Raw genomic sequence first — 15,007 nt, 5'->3', positions numbered from 1 at the left:
AGTAACAGAAAACAGATGACAGCTAACAGATGATGAAATCTGTTAGCTGTCATCTGTCAGTCGTCGCCCGCTACTCCTCCGGGTACCGCCGCGGCGTCCAGACGACCTCCACGCCGCCGCCCCGCTCGACCGCCTGGGTCTGCGAGGAGCCGATCAGCAGGATCGTCCGCATGTCGACCAGCGCCGGATCCAGCTCGCCCAACCGGACGATCCGCACGCGCTCGGTCGGCCCGCCGACGTCGCGCGCCATCACCACCGGCGTCTCGGGCGCGCGGTACTCCAGCAGCAGGTCCCGGGCGAGGGCGACCTGCGTGGTGCGCGACTTCGAGCCCGGGTTGTAGAGCGCGAGCACCAGGTCCGCCTCGGCCGCCGCGCGCAGCCTGCGGGCCACCACGTCCCAGGGCTTGAGCCGGTCCGACAGCGACACCACCGCGTAGTCGTGCCCGAGCGGGGCGCCGGCCCGGGAGGCGGCCGCGTGGGCCGCGGTCATCCCCGGGACGATCCGCACCGGGACGTCCCGGTAGGCCTCCTCGCAGGCGACCTCCAGGACGGCCGTGGCCATCGCGAAGACGCCCGGGTCGCCCGAGGACACCACCGCGACCTTGTGTCCGCGGCGGGCCAGTTCGAGGGCGTACTCGGCGCGCTCCGACTCCACCTTGTTGTCCGAAGCGTGCCGCCGCTGCCCCGGCCGCTCGGGCACCCGGTCCAGGTAGGTGGTGTAGCCGACCAGGTCGGTCGCCTCGGCCAGGACGCCGCGCGCCTCGGGGGTGAGCCAGAGCGGCCCGGCCGGACCGGTGCCGATGACGGCCACCGCGCCGACACCGTCCGTCCGCCGCTCCACCGGCTCCAGCGGCGCGACCTTGCTCGGCAGCACCGCCACCGAGAAGTACGGGACGGTCTCGCCCTCGACCTCCGCGAGCGGCAGGATGCGCTCCCCGTCCATGAACGCGCGCTCGACGTACTGCGCGTCGTCGAGCCGTCCGGCCCGCTCCAGCGCCCGCCGGACGGCCGGGAAGGTGCGCCCCAGCTTCATGATCACGGCGGAGTCGGCGGCGGCGATCCGCGCCGTCAGCTCCTCCTCGGGCAGCGTGCCCGGGATGACGGTGAGCGTCTCCTCGGCCTCGGTCAGCGGCTGGCCGAGCCGGGCGGCCGCGGCGCTGACGGAGGTCACACCCGGCACCACCTCGGTCGGGTAGCGGTGCGCGAGCCGCTTGTGCATGTGCTGGTACGAGCCGTAGAACAGCGGGTCGCCCTCGGCGAGGACCACAACGTCGCGGCCGGCGTCCAGGTGGGCGGCCAGCCGGGCGGCGGCCTCCTCGTAGAAGTCGTCCAGCGCGCCCCGGTAGCCGCCCGGGTGGTCGGTGGTCTCGACCGTGATCGGGTAGACCAGCTTCTCCTCTACCTGACCACCCGTCAGATAGCGCTCGGCGATCGAACGGGCGATGGACCGGCCGTGCCGGGCACTGTGGTAGGCCACCACGTCGGCCTTGCCGATGAGTTCGGCTGCCCGGACGGTCACCAGCGACGGGTCGCCGGGGCCGAGCCCGACGCCGTAGAGCCGGCCGACACCAGGGATTTGACGATCCGTCACTCTTCTTCGCTCGCAATCGCGTTGACGGCGGCGGCGGCGATCGCGCTGCCACCGCGCCGGCCGCGCACCACCAGGTGCTCCAGGCCGGATGGGTGCTCGGCCAGGGCCTGCTTGGATTCGGCGGCGCCGATGAAGCCGACCGGGACGCCGATCACCGCGGCCGGGCGCGGCGCACCGGCCTCGATCATCTCCAGCAGCCGGAACAGCGAGGTCGGCGCGTTGCCGACGGCCACCACCGCGCCCTCCAGCCGGGGCAGCCACAGTTCCATGGCGGCGGCGCTACGGGTGTTGCCCATCTTCCGGGCGAGTTCCGGCACGGACGGGTCGGTGAGGGTGCACACGACCTCGTTGTCGGCGGGCAGCCGCTTGCGGGTGACGCCGCTCGCCACCATGTTCACGTCGCACAGGATCGGCGCCCCGGCCCGCAGCGCCGCGCGTGCGGAGGCGACCACGCCCGGCGAGTACACCAGGTCCTCGACCAGGTCGACCATCCCGCAGGCGTGGATCATCCGCACCGCGACCTGGGAGACGTCCGCCGGGAGGGCGGCCAGGTCGGCCTCCGCACGGATGGTGGCAAAGGACTGGCGGTAGATGGACGCGCCGTCCTTCTCGTACTCGATCACTTCGTGGTCCTCCTGGCCTCGGCGACCGCCTCGGCCATCTCCTCGTTCGTCACGTCCACGGCCGCCCCGGCGGACGCCGGACCGTTCACCGTCACCCGGTAGCCCTGCCCGGTGGCGAGCACGTCCACCCACCGCCCGGCCGGATGACCGCAGCGCCGTTCACACCCCGACCAGTGCACCGGGAGACCGGCGGCCGGAAGGCCCATAACCGGCGGGCTCCCGGCGACGGCCGCCGCATCGAGCGCCCGCGCCGCGTCGGCCCGGACGTCGGCCCGCGAGTTGGCGCACCCCGGCAGCCCGGTGCAGGCGGTGGCCCGCTCCCAGGGCGAGCCGGGCGCGGTCCGGAACCCGGCCGCCGCCAGCGCGGGCAGCCGGTCGGCCGGCGCCCCCGGCAGCACCGCGCCGCGCCAGGGCGTCAGCCGGATCTCCCCGGCGCAGGCGCCCGCGAGTTCCCGCCACTGCGCGGCACCGGCCCGGCCGAAGCGCATGCCCACCGACAGCCCGCCCGCCACGGCCCCGCCCGCCACCGTGGCGAGCGGGCCGACCGTCCGGACCACACCGGCCGTAGGGACCACGCCGACCGCGGGCGCGGCCCCGGCGAAAGCGGGCACCGGCACGGGCCCGGCCGGCAGCAGCTCGGGGACCTCGCGCAGGTGCCAGGCCTTGCGCCCGCTCTCCCGCAGCACGTCCAGGAAGGTCCGGGCCGCGTCGAGCACGGCCGTCACCTCCTGCCCCGCCGGCACCGGACGCCCGTGGGCGGCCCGTCCGAGGCGCAGCAGCGCCGACCCGTCCGGGCCTGCGATCAATGTCACATCGGCGTCGAACGCGGCGACGTCGCCCCGCCCGTCGTCCAGCGCGAACAGGAACTTGCCGGAGAGTCCGGCCGCCCAGTCGCTCGCGCACAGCCGCGCGTCCAGCTCCCGCACCCAGGCCTGCACGTCGGCGAAGCCGTGTCCGTCGAGCCCGGCGAGCGGGGAGGCCACGATGTTGCGGACCCGTTCGTGCGTGTCCGAGGGCAGCAGGCCGACGGCGCGCAGCCGTTCGGCGAGTTCGGCCCCGCAGTGCGAAGCCAGGCCGCGGAGTTGGACGTTGCCGCGGGAGGTGGTCTCCAGTTCGCCGTCGCCGAGCGCCTCGGCGGCGTCGGCCAGCGCCAGCGCCTGACGGACCGTCAGCAGGCCGCCGGGCAGGCGGACCCGGGCCAGGGCGCCGTCGTCGGCCGGGTGTAGACGAAGGGCCCCTGGGCAGGCGTCCGCGCGCCCCCGGTCGGGCACCGCGGCGCCCGGCGCGGTGGCGTCGGGTGTCGGTGGCATGGCCGCGAGCATACAGATGATCCGATCGGTTGCCTTTGTCCGTCGCCTCACACCCCGGGCGCTCCGGGCGGCCTCCCCGGGATCGCCCTCCCCCAGGTCAGCCGCACCCCGTACGATGCTGGCGGACGGTCCCCGCGGGCCGTCCGCACGCCAGCGACGGCGCAGGGGAGGAAACCGGTGCAAGCCCGGTGCGGTCCCGCCACTGTGACCGCGGTTCACCGGGAGACCGGAGGGCCGCGGGAGCCAGGAACTCCTGCCGTCCTCCACCGGCCCGGGGCGCGGACCCCGAGGAAGGCTCGAAGAGCAATGCGCTGCCGCATGCCCGCGCCCGGGTCCCCGGGCGCCTCACGCCCGCCCGACTCCGGGCGCTTCGCCGACGCCTCGGCGCTCCTTCGGTCGCCGGCCACGCGCCGTCGCTCGCTTTCGTCCGCCAGATGCCACGCGCCTTCGTCCGCCGCGCACCACGCGTTTTCGTCCGTCGCTCGTCACTCGTCACTTTCCACGCCGGCGCGCCCTTCGGCTCGGGGCGGCTCCGAGGCCGGGAGGGCCTTCGCATGATCCTGCTGCTGTCGACGTCCGACACCGACCTGCTCAGTGCCCGCGCCGCCGAGGGCCCGGTCCGCTACCGGCTCGGCAACCCGGCCCGGCTCACCCCCGAGGACCTGCCCGCGCTGCTGGAGGGCACCGACCTCGTCGTGGTCCGCCTGCTCGGCGGTCGCCGCGCCTGGCAGGAGGGCCTGGACACGCTGCTGGCCGGCCCCCGCCCGGTGATCGTGCTGACCGGTGAACAGGCCCCCGACGCCCAGCTGATGGAGCTGTCCACCGTCCCGGCCGGCATCGCCGCCGAGGCGCACGCCTACCTCGCGCACGGCGGCGCCGCCAACCTCGCCGAGCTGGCCGCCTTCCTCTCCGACACCGTGCTGCTGACCGGCCACGGCTTCGCCCCGCCCGCCTCCGCCCCGGCCTGGGGGCCGCTGGAGCGCGAAGCCCGTACGCAGGACGGCCCGACGGTCGCGGTGCTCTACTACCGCGCCCACCACATGAGCGGCAACACCGCCTTCGTCGAGACGCTCTGCCGGGCGATCGAGGACCAGGGCGCGCAGGCCAGGGCCTACTACTGCGCCTCGCTGCGCGGCGCCGAGCCCGAACTGCTGGCCGCGCTCGGCGAGGCCGACGCGCTCGTCACCACCGTGCTCGCCGCCGGCGGCACCCGCCCGGCGGACGCGCAGGCCGGCGGCGACGAGGAGGCCTGGGACGCGGGCGCGCTCGCCGCCCTGGACCGGCCGATCCTCCAGGCGCTCTGCCTCACCTGGTCGCGCGCCCAGTGGGAGGCCAGCGACGACGGCCTGTCCCCGCTGGACACCGCCACCCAGATCGCGGTGCCGGAGTTCGACGGCCGGCTGATCAGCGTCCCGTTCTCCTTCAAGGAACTGGACGAGGACGGCCTCACCGTCTACGCCGCCGACCCGGAGCGCGCCGCCCGGGTGGCCGGCACCGCCGTCAAGCACGCCCGGCTGCGGCACATCCCGGCCGCCGAGCGCCGCCTCGCGCTCGTGCTGTCCGCCTACCCGACCAAGCACGCCCGGGTCGGCAACGCCGTCGGCCTGGACACCCCGGCCAGCGCGATCCGCCTGCTGAACCGGCTGCGCGCGGAGGGCATGGACCTGGGTTCGGACCTCCCCGGGGTGGACGGAACGAACGGGGACGGCCACGACGGCTCCCACGACGCGTCCTCCGACGGCTCCCGCAAGGGCTCCCACGACGCGTCCCAGGACTCCTCGCTCGATGCCTCCCACGAGGGCGACGCCCTGATCCACGCCCTGATCGCCGCCGGCGGCTACGACCAGGACTGGCTCACCGAGGACCAGCTGGCCCGCAACCCGGTGCGCATCCCCGCCGCCGACTACCGCCGCTGGTACGCCACGCTCCCGCAGGCGCTGCGCGAGCAGGTCGAGGAGCACTGGGGCCCGGCCCCCGGCGAGCTCTACGTCGACCGCTCGCAGAACCCGGACGGCGACATCGTGCTGGCCGCGATCCGCTCCGGGAACCTGCTCGTCCTGATCCAGCCGCCGCGCGGCTTCGGCGAGAACCCCGTCGCCATCTACCACGACCCCGACCTGCCGCCGAGCCACCACTACCTGGCCGCCTACCGCTGGATCGAGGCCGCGCAGGCCGACGGCGGGTTCGGCGCGCACGCCGTCATCCACCTCGGCAAGCACGGAAACCTGGAGTGGCTGCCCGGCAAGACCGCCGCGCTGTCCGCCGAGTGCGGCCCGGACGCCGTCCTGGGCGATCTGCCGCTGATCTACCCGTTCCTGGTCAACGACCCGGGCGAGGGCACCCAGGCCAAGCGCCGCGCCCACGCCACCCTGGTCGACCACCTCGTCCCGCCGATGGCCCGCGCCGACTCCTACGGCGACATCGCCCGCCTGGAGCAGCTGCTGGACGAGCACTCCAACATCGCCGCGATGGACCCGGCCAAGCTGCCCGCGATCCGCGCGCAGATCTGGACCCTCATCCAGGCCGCCAAGCTGGACCACGACCTCGGCCTGGACGAGCGCCCCGAGGACGACGGCTTCGACGACTTCCTGCTGCACGTCGACGGCTGGCTGTGCGAGATCAAGGACGCCCAGATCCGCGACGGCCTGCACGTCCTCGGCCAGGCGCCGGCCGGCACCGACCGGGTCAACATCGTGCTCGCCATCCTGCGCGCCCGCCAGATCTGGGGCGGTGTCAGCGCGCTGCCGGGCCTGCGCGAGGCGCTCGGGCTGGACGAGGCCGCGCTCACCCTCGGGGCCACCGACGCCGCCGAGGCCCAGGCCCGCGCCCTGGTCGAGGCCATGGAGGCGCAGGACTGGGCGGTCGAGGCGGTGGAGAAGGTCGCCGCCGGGCTGCCGGAGGCCGTCCACGAGGTGCTGACCTTCGCCGCCACCCAGGTGGTGCCGCGACTGGCCGCCACCACCGACGAGCTGGACGCCGTGCTGCACGCGCTGCGCGGCGGCTTCGTCCCGGCCGGGCCGTCCGGCTCGCCGCTGCGCGGCCTGGTCAACGTGCTGCCGACCGGCCGCAACTTCTACTCCGTCGACCCGAAGGCCGTCCCGAGCAAGCTCGCCTGGGAGACCGGCCAGGCGCTCGCCACCTCGCTGGTCGAGCGGTACACCGCCGACAACGACGGCGACTACCCGCCCTCGGTCGGGCTGTCGCTGTGGGGCACCAGCGCGATGCGCACCGCCGGCGACGACATCGCCGAGGCCTTCGCCCTGCTCGGCGTCCGCCCGGTCTGGGACGACGCCTCGCGCCGGGTCACCGGCCTGGAGCCGATCACCCTCGCCGAGCTGGGCCGCCCGCGCATCGACGTGACGCTGCGCATCTCCGGCTTCTTCCGCGACGCCTTCCCGCACGTGGTCGCCCTGCTGGACGACGCGGTGCGCCTGGCCGCCGCCCAGGAGGAGCCCGCGGAGCAGAACTTCGTACGCGCCCACGTCCAGGCCGACCTCGCGGTGCACGGCGACGAGCGCAAGGCCACCGTCCGCGTCTTCGGCTCCCGCCCGGGCACCTACGGCGCGGGCCTGCTCCAGCTGATCGACAGCCGGGACTGGCGCACCGACGCCGACCTGGCCGAGGTGTACACGGTCTGGGGCGGCTACGCCTACGGCCGCGGGCTGGACGGGCGGCCGGCCCGCGAGGAGATGGAGACCGCGTACAAGCGCATCACCGTCGCCGCGAAGAACACCGACACCCGCGAGCACGACATCGCCGACTCGGACGACTACTTCCAGTACCACGGCGGCATGGTGGCCACCGTCCGGGCGCTCACCGGCAAGGCGCCGACCGCCTACATCGGCGACTCGACCCGCCCGGAGACGGTCCGCACCCGGACGCTGACCGAGGAGGCCGCCCGCGTCTTCCGCGCCCGGGTGGTCAACCCGCGCTGGATCGAGGCGATGCGCCGGCACGGGTACAAGGGCGCGTTCGAGATGGCCGCGACGGTGGACTACCTGTTCGGCTACGACGCCACGACGGGCGTGGTCGCGGACTGGATGTACGAGAAGCTCACCCAGGAGTACGTGCTCGACCCGGTCAACCGGGAGTTCCTGACCGGCGCCAACCCGTGGGCGCTGCACGGGATCAGCGAGCGGCTGCTGGAGGCGGCCAGCCGCGGGCTGTGGGAGCAGCCCGACCCGGAGCTGATCGCGCAGTTGCAGGCCGCGTTCCTGGAGACCGAGGGGGACCTGGAGGGCGACGAAGGCTGAGTCACGGGGGTGGCCACCAGTGTTCCCGTAGCCCATTCGGGTGACAGGAACACTGGTGGCGTAGTCCGTCCAAGCGGACAATACGGGGCATGCCCCGCCGCCTCGCCCTCACCAGCCCCGCCCGGCGCACGCCGCACTCCTCGCACCCCGATCACCCCGGGCACTCCAGGCACTCCTCGGATCCCGGGCACCCCCGGCGCCCCGAACCTCCCGGGCACTCCGAACACGGCGGGCACCCCGGAAACGGCGGCCACCCGCAGGCGCGCCCGCACCGCTACCGCGCGCGGTTCGGTGCCCTGGCGGCCGGGGCCGTACCGGTGCTCGCCTTCCCGGCACCGGGGCAGGCCTGGCTGGCGTGGGTCGCGCTCGTCCCCGGGATGCTGCTGATGCAGCGCGCGCCCGGCGGGCGGGAGGCGGCGGTGCGCGGGTGGTGGTTCGGGGCGGGCTTCATCCTGACCGCGATGTACTGGCTGGTCCCGTCCATCGGGCCGGGACTACCGGTGCTCGCCGTGCTGTTCGGGGCGCTCCAGGGCGGCTTCGGGTACGCCGTCCACCGGCTGCTGCACCCGCCGCTGACCGGCCGTCGGGCACTGCTCGCGCTGCTCGTCGTCCCGGCGGTCTGGGTGACCACCGAGTACGCGCGCTCCTGGGACGCGCTCGGCGGGCCGTGGGCGCTGCTCGGCGCCACCCAGTGGCAGCACCCGGCGATCCTCGGGCTGGCCTCGACCGGCGGGATCTGGCTGGTCAGCGCGGCCGTCGCGGCCGCCAACACCGGGGTGCTGATCGTCCTGACCGCCGTGCACCGGCGGCCGCGCGCCCTCGCGGCGCTGACCACCGTCCTGGTCCTGGCCGCCGGCCCGCTGCTGTTCGCGCTGCGCGACGCCCCCGCCCCGGCCGGGGCGATCACCGTCGCGCTGGTCCAGCCCGGCATCGTGGACGACCCGCAGGCCCGGTTCGAGGCCAGCGCCCAGGCCACCGCCGCGCTCGGCGGGCAGCCGGTGGACCTGGTCGTCTGGGGCGAGAGCAGCACCACCGCCGACCTCGACCGCGACCCGGCCGCGCTCGACCGGCTGCGCCAACTCTCCACCGTCACCGGGGCGCAGATCATCGCCGGGGAGGACGCCCGCAAGGCGGACGGGCGGATCTCCAAGGACGCGGTGCTGGTCTCCCCCGCGGGCGTGCTGGACCGCTACCGCAAGATCCGGCTGGTGCCCTTCGGCGAGTACATCCCGCTGCGGCCGGTGCTCGGCTGGATCGCCGGCGTCAGCCGGGCGGCCGGCGAGAACCGGGCGCCCGGCACCGCCTTCCACGTCCTGCCGGCCACCGACCGGGCCGGCGGGCCGCTGCCGGTCGGCGCGCTGATCTGCTTCGAGTCGGCCTTCCCCGACCTGGCCCGCACCGCCGCGCGGGACGGCGCCCGGGTGCTGGTCTACCAGTCCTCCACCTCGACCTTCCAGCACACCTGGGCACCCGAACAGCACGTCTCGCTGGCGGCGATCCGGGCCGCCGAGACGGGCCGGCCGGCCGTGCAGGCCTCGCTGACCGGGGTGTCGGCGGCCTTCGACGCGCAGGGCCGCGAGCTCGCCCGGCTCGGTACCGACGGCACCGGAGCGCTGACCGTCCGACTGCCGCTCACCGAGCCCGGGACGCTGACCTGGTACGACCGGATCGGCGACGTGGTGCCGATCGGCGCGCTGCTCGTCACGGCGGGCGCGACGGCGGCGGCGTGGCGCTCCAGCCGCAGTCGGCGCCCGGCGTGAGGGCGGAGGCTGCGCCCGGCGTGAGGGCGGCGGGGTCCTCGGCAGGGGCGTGGGCAGGGGCGTGGGCAGGGGCGTGGCCTCCGGCGGGTCAGCCCTCGGTGCCGGCCAGGTAGACGCCGAACGACGCGCCCTGCGGGTCGCGCAGCACGGCGATCCGGGGGCCGCCCGGCACGTCGGTGGCCGCCATCAGCACGTCCGCGCCGAGGCCGCTCGCCCGGGCGACGGTGTTGTCGACGTCGGCGACCGAGAAGTACGGCAGCCAGTGCGGCGGCACCTGCGGCGGAAAGCGGTCGTCCATCACCAGCATGCCGCCGAAGTCCTCGCCGCCCAGGCCCCACTGGGTGTACTGCTCGGACAGGCTGACGGACCAGCCGAAGACCGCCGGGTAGAAGGCGGTCGCACCGGCCGGGTCGCGGGTGAGCAGTTCCACCCAGCCGAGCGAGCCCGGCTCGTTGAACACACCGGCGCCCGCGAACGCGCGGGCCTGCCAGAGCAGGAAGACCGCGCCGGAGCTGTCCCCGACCACCGCGAAGCGGCCGAGGTCGGACGCGTCGGTGGGCTCCTTCAGGACCTTGCCGCCGGCGTCCTCGACCTTCGCGACCGTGGCGTCGGTGTCGGTGACCGCGAAGCAGGTCGACCAGGCGATGGGCTGCTGCGGCGCGAACCGCGGGCTGACGGCGGCCGCCGGGGCGTCGCCGAGGAACATCTGGGTGTAGCCGTTGGCCTCGGGGCGCACATCGGCCTCGGCCCGCCAGCCGAACAACTCGCTGTAGAAGGTGCTGGCGGCGGCCGGGTCGGAGGTGCCCAGCTCGACCCAGCAGGGGCCGCCGATGGTCACGGAGTTCTGCTTCATGGCTTCTTCTCTCGACTTCTTCTCTCGGTTCTCGATCTCTCGGTCTTCACTGACTGATCGTCACTCTTGATTCGCGTCAAGCGACTTCGATGACCACCTTGCCGCTGGCGTGGCCGGACTCGACGAAGGCGAGCGCCTCGGCGGCCCGGGCCAGCGGGTAGCGGCCGGTGATGTACGGGTCCAGCTCACCGGCGGCGACCAGGGCCGCCAGCGCGGACAGGGTCTCGGACGTCGTCGAGCGGGTGATGTAGCGGCCGCCGAGTTCCGCCACGGTGGCCGGGTCGGCGGTGCTGACCAGCTCCGTACGGTCCGTGCGCACGGGGGCGGCGGCCCGCAGGGCGTCGCCGCCGACCAGGTCGAGGATGCCGTCGACGCCGTCGGGCGCCGCGGCCGCGATCCGTTCGACGACGCCGTCGCCGTAGCGGACCGGCACCGCCCCGAGGGACTCCACGTACGCGTGATTGGCGTCGCTCGCGGTGCCGAGAACGGTCAGGCCGCGACTGCGGGCGATCTGGGCGGCCGCGCTGCCGACACCGCCGGCGATGCCGAGGATCAGCAGCGTCCGGCCGGCGCCGAGGCCGAGGTCACGGACGGCGTCGTCCGCGGTGGCCGCCGACACGGGCAGGACGGCGGCCTGGTCGAAGCCGACACCCTCGGGCTTGAAGGCACTCAACTCGGCGAGCATCAGCGTCTGTTCCGCGTAGGCACCGGCGGCCGCGAGGCCGAACACCTCATCGCCCGGGGTGAACCCGGTGACCCCTGGGCCGACTTGCAGGACCACGCCCGAGGCCTCCTGGCCCATGACGGCGGGGAGTTCGCCCTCCCGGCCGAGCAGGCCCGTACGGATCTTCCAGTCCACCGGGTTCACCCCGGCCGCACCGACCGCGATCGCCAGTTGCCCGGGGCCGGGCTCCAGCGCCGGGCGGTCCAGGAACTCCTGTGTCTCCGGCCCGCCGTAGTCGACGAAGCCGAATGCCTTGGCCATCGGTGATCCCACTCCTCGGGTAGCGGCTGCGATCCCCCGTCCTCCCCCGCCCCAGCATGCGGGCGGGGGAGGACGGGTGCGGGCGCTGCTGGGCCGAACGGGGGCGGGCGGGGCGGCGGGCGGCGGCAGTGGGCGTTGGCGGGCATTGGCGGGCGAACAAAAGACAGATGACAGATAACAGATTTCGAAATCTGTTATCTGTCATCTGTTTTTTGTCAGTTGTCAGCTGTCAACGGCCGTCCGTCAGCGCAGCGCCCGTGCCACCGGGATCCACAGCTGGGCTTCCGCCTGGCCGTCCGGCAGGAACCGGGTACGCAGGATCTCCGGCCCCGGCCGGAACTCGTACGGATTGGACGGGAACCACTGCGTGAAGACGTCCCGCCACATCTCCTGGAGGGCCTTCGGGAAGGTCCCGGTGTTGGAGAAGGCCGCCCAGGTCCCCGCCGGCACCTCCCGAACGTCCAGGCCGTCCGGGACGACGGTGCCCGCGTCCGCCACCACCGCGTGGTAGTAGTCGAGTTCGACACCCTCTTCGCGGCTCTCCGAGAAGAACTCGGTGACCGAGAGGATGCCTTCCGGCTCACGGCCCGAGAGCGCCGAGATCCGGTCGACGGTCTCCTGACCGAGCCCCTTGATGAACGAGGCGATGGCCGGGTTCACCCCCTCGTGCACCAGCGGGACCCGAGCCCGCCGACCGATGATCCGGAAGTCCGGCTGCTCGATGATCCGGTATTCCATACTGCTGCTTCCCTCCACGACGAGTCGGAAGGACATCCGGGGTTGGGACTTGAGCACCGCGCCCTCGCGCCGGGCCTCACCGGGCCCGACCCCGTGCATCGCCCGGAACGCCCGGGCGAACGCCTCCCCCGAGGTGTAGCCGTACCGGATCGCGACCTCCAGCAACGTCCGCTCCCCGCCGAGGACTTCGGCCCCGGCGACGGTCAACCGCCGGCGCCGGACGTAGTCCGACAGCGGCATCCCGGAGAGCATCGAGAACAGCCGTCGGAAGTGGTACTCCGACGTCATCGCGATCCGGGCCAGCTCGGCGACCTCGACCTCCTGGTCCAGGTTCCGTTCGATGTGGTCCATCGCCCGGTTCAGGTGTTCCAGCACTCCGACCCCGTCCTTCCCTTACTGATCACCACCGTAGGAAGGACCCACCCTGCCGCACCCGACAATCGGTGCCCGATCCGGTCGGGTACCGATCGCCGGGTGGCGGGCGGCAGGGCTCAGATCAGGCCCTGGGCCAGCATCGCGTCCCCGACCAGCTCGAAGCCGGCGATGTTCGCGCCCACCACGTAGTCGCCCGGGTGGCCGTAGCGCTCGGCGGTGGTGAAGCAGGAGTCGTGGATGTGCTTCATGATCCCGGCCAGCCGCTCCTCGGTGCGGGCGAAGGTCCAGGAGTCGCGCGAGGCGTTCTGCTGCATCTCCAGGGCGCTGGTGGCGACGCCGCCCGCGTTCGCCGCCTTGCCCGGGCCGAAGGCCACCCCGGCTTCCTGGAACACCCGGACCGCCTCCGGGGTGGTGGGCATGTTGGCCCCCTCGGCGACCGCCAGCACCCCGCCCCGCACCAGGGCCAGCGCGTCCGTCTCGGTCAGCTCGTTCTGGGTGGCGCAGGGCAGCGCGACGTCGCAGGGCACGCTCCACACGCCCGGGCCCTCGACGAACCGGACGTGACTGCCGCGCAGTTCGGCGTAGTCGGCGACCCGGCCGCGCCGGACCTCCTTGACCTCCTTGAGGAGCGCGAGGTCGATGCCCTTCTCGTCCACCACGTAGCCGGTGGAGTCGGAGCAGGTGAGCACGGTCGCGCCGAGCTGCTGCGCCTTCTCGATCGCGTAGATGGCGACGTTGCCGGAGCCGGAGACGACGACCCGGCGCCCGTCCAGGCTCTCGCCGCGGCTGTGCAGCATCTCGGCGGTGAACAGCACGCAGCCGTAGCCGGTCGCCTCGGTCCTGGCCTGCGCGCCGCCCCAGCCGAGGCCCTTGCCGGTGAGCACGCCGGTCTCGTAGCGGTTGGTGATCCGCTTGTACTGGCCGAACAGGTAGCCGATCTCCCGGCCGCCGACGCCGATGTCCCCGGCGGGGACATCGGTGTGCTCGCCGAGGTGGCGGTACAGCTCGGTCATGAAGGACTGGCAGAACCGCATGACCTCGGCGTCCGAGCGGCCCTTGGGGTCGAAGTCGGAGCCGCCCTTGCCGCCGCCGATCGACAGCCCGGTGAGCGCGTTCTTGAAGATCTGCTCGAAGCCGAGGAACTTGACGATGCCGAGGTTCACCGAGGGGTGGAAGCGCAGCCCGCCCTTGTACGGGCCGAGGACGCTGCTGAACTCCACCCGGAAGCCCCGGTTCACGTGGATGTCGCCGGAGTCGTCCGTCCACGGCACCCGGAACATGAGCTGCCGCTCGGGTTCGCAGATCCGCTCGATGATCCGGGCGTCGACGAACTCGGGGCGGCGGGCGAGCACCGGCCCGAGGGTCTCCAGGACCTCGTGGACCGCCTGGTGGAACTCCGTCTCACCCCTGTTCCGGCGGACCACGTCCGCGTAGAGCGCCTCGATCACGCGCTGCTCGGCGTCGAAGGAGGTCGGGGAGGTGGCGGCGGGAGGGGTTGTGGGCATCTGATCAGGACCTTCCGTGGTCGTCGGTGCTCGTTCGCGAGGCATTCCCGTGCCCAGGAAACGGGGGAATCCTCGCAGTGTCCACAGTCCGGCTCCCGACGCATCCACATGCTGAAACCCCCACGCCTCGCGGACCGTACGATCCACCAGCGCCCTCGCGTCCGCACGGAGCCCGGCTGAACCACGGTCCGTAGTCGCATCGGGCACGGGCGGTATTTAGTTGTTCAAATTGGAACTACCGAGTACGGTCATCGACATCCGCTCCACCCCGGGCCACCCGGTCCGCCCCTCTCGACCCCATCGGTTCGTCGGTTCGCCGACCCATCTCCTCATCGACGGAGGCCCACCCATGCCGCAGCCCGGTCCCGCCACGGTGCGCTCGCGTGTGCGCATCCCGCTGACCTTCTCCGACGGCTACCGCGCCGAGGCGGAGGCCCTCACCTTCCACGACCTCGCCGACGGCGCCGAACACCTGGCGCTCGCGTTCGGCGAGGTGCCGGAGGGCGGGACGCCACTGGTGCGCCTGCACTCGGAGTGCCTGACCGGCGACGTCTTCGGCTCGGACCGCTGCGACTGCGGCCCGCAGCTGCGCGAGTCGGTCGAGCGGATCACCGAGGCCGGCGGCTACCTGCTGTACCTGCGGCAGGAGGGCCGGGGCATCGGGCTCTACAACAAGCTGGAGGCCTACTCCTTGCAGGACTCCGGATTGGACACGTACGACGCCAACACGGCGCTCGGCCTGCCCGAGGACGGCCGGGACTACACCGCCGCCGCCCAGATGCTCACCACCCTCGGCGCCACCGGCATCGACCTGCTGAGCAACAACCCGGACAAGGCGCAGCAGCTGGCCGACCTCGGGATCACCGTGCGGCGGCGGGTGCCGACCGGCGTGCACCTGTCCGCGAGCAACGTGCGCTACCTGCGGGCGAAGGTGGAGCGGACCGGGCACTCGATCGAACTGTCCCGGCTGGTCGGCTGAGCCGGATGACGGCCGGACCGGATGACGGCCGGACC

Annotated in this window: 10 protein-coding genes and 1 riboswitch; of the genes, 3 read left to right on the top strand and 7 right to left on the bottom strand. The window is 73.7% G+C overall.

The features are described from left to right. Positions 1–70 precede the first annotated feature (70 nt). The 3 genes from ACIOGZ_RS01990 to ACIOGZ_RS01980 are packed head-to-tail and all read right to left on the bottom strand — an operon-like array spanning position 71 to position 3,524. A complete protein-coding gene (locus ACIOGZ_RS01990) occupies positions 71–1,591 on the bottom strand; it encodes a precorrin-2 C(20)-methyltransferase (protein WP_400984423.1) in 1,521 nt (506 codons plus the stop codon). After that, positions 1,588–2,214 (bottom strand): precorrin-8X methylmutase, encoded by a 627-nt coding sequence (locus ACIOGZ_RS01985; protein ID WP_063350072.1) that lies wholly within the window; start codon positions 2,212–2,214, stop codon positions 1,588–1,590. The genes ACIOGZ_RS01990 and ACIOGZ_RS01985 overlap by 4 nt, the downstream gene beginning before the upstream one ends. Beyond that, positions 2,211–3,524 carry a hypothetical protein gene (locus ACIOGZ_RS01980; protein WP_400843578.1) on the bottom strand — a complete coding sequence of 438 codons (1,314 nt, stop codon included), beginning with the start codon at positions 3,522–3,524 and terminating at the stop codon, positions 2,211–2,213. Before ACIOGZ_RS01980 ends, ACIOGZ_RS01985 begins: the two co-directional genes overlap by 4 nt. Positions 3,525–3,691: 167 nt before the next feature. After that, positions 3,692–3,777, top strand: a riboswitch (cobalamin riboswitch). Positions 3,778–4,078: 301 nt separating this feature from the next. Here ACIOGZ_RS01980 and cobN point away from each other — a divergent pair. Together cobN and lnt are read left to right on the top strand one after the other, a co-directional pair. Further along, positions 4,079–7,777 (top strand): cobaltochelatase subunit CobN, encoded by a 3,699-nt coding sequence (gene cobN, locus ACIOGZ_RS01975; protein ID WP_363630624.1) that lies wholly within the window; start codon positions 4,079–4,081, stop codon positions 7,775–7,777. Positions 7,778–7,866: 89 nt separating this feature from the next. After that, on the top strand, positions 7,867–9,537 hold the full coding sequence (gene lnt / locus ACIOGZ_RS01970) for an apolipoprotein N-acyltransferase (RefSeq protein WP_400984420.1): 1,671 nt from the start codon (positions 7,867–7,869) through the stop codon (positions 9,535–9,537). Positions 9,538–9,625: 88 nt separating this feature from the next. On the opposite strand, the gene ACIOGZ_RS01965 is transcribed toward lnt, so the two are convergent. The 4 genes from ACIOGZ_RS01965 to gdhA form a co-directional block, all read right to left on the bottom strand. After that, positions 9,626–10,390, bottom strand: a complete 765-nt coding sequence (locus ACIOGZ_RS01965; RefSeq protein ID WP_363630627.1) for a VOC family protein — start codon at positions 10,388–10,390, stop codon at positions 9,626–9,628. Positions 10,391–10,466: 76 nt separating this feature from the next. After that, entirely contained in the window at positions 10,467–11,375 is a 909-nt protein-coding gene (locus ACIOGZ_RS01960; RefSeq protein ID WP_400984417.1) for an NADP-dependent oxidoreductase, read from the bottom strand. Positions 11,376–11,618: 243 nt separating this feature from the next. Continuing rightward, on the bottom strand, positions 11,619–12,488 hold the full coding sequence (locus ACIOGZ_RS01955; RefSeq protein ID WP_363616867.1) for an AraC family transcriptional regulator: 870 nt from the start codon (positions 12,486–12,488) through the stop codon (positions 11,619–11,621). Between the two features lie 116 nt (positions 12,489–12,604). Beyond that, positions 12,605–13,993, bottom strand: coding sequence for an NADP-specific glutamate dehydrogenase (gene gdhA, locus ACIOGZ_RS01950; RefSeq protein ID WP_363579129.1), 1,389 nt, complete (start codon positions 13,991–13,993; stop codon positions 12,605–12,607). 349 nt (positions 13,994–14,342) lie between these two features. On the opposite strand from gdhA, the gene ribA reads away from it, so the two are divergent. Next, positions 14,343–14,972 carry a GTP cyclohydrolase II gene (ribA, locus tag ACIOGZ_RS01945; RefSeq protein ID WP_363579131.1) on the top strand — a complete coding sequence of 210 codons (630 nt, stop codon included), beginning with the start codon at positions 14,343–14,345 and terminating at the stop codon, positions 14,970–14,972. Positions 14,973–15,007 lie beyond the last annotated feature (35 nt).

This window comes from Kitasatospora sp. NPDC088160 (assembly GCF_044741445.1).
In the GTDB taxonomy this organism is placed as follows: domain Bacteria; phylum Actinomycetota; class Actinomycetes; order Streptomycetales; family Streptomycetaceae; genus Kitasatospora.
Note: the sequence above shows the minus strand (reverse complement) of the source record. Positions and strands in the feature narration are given on the sequence as shown.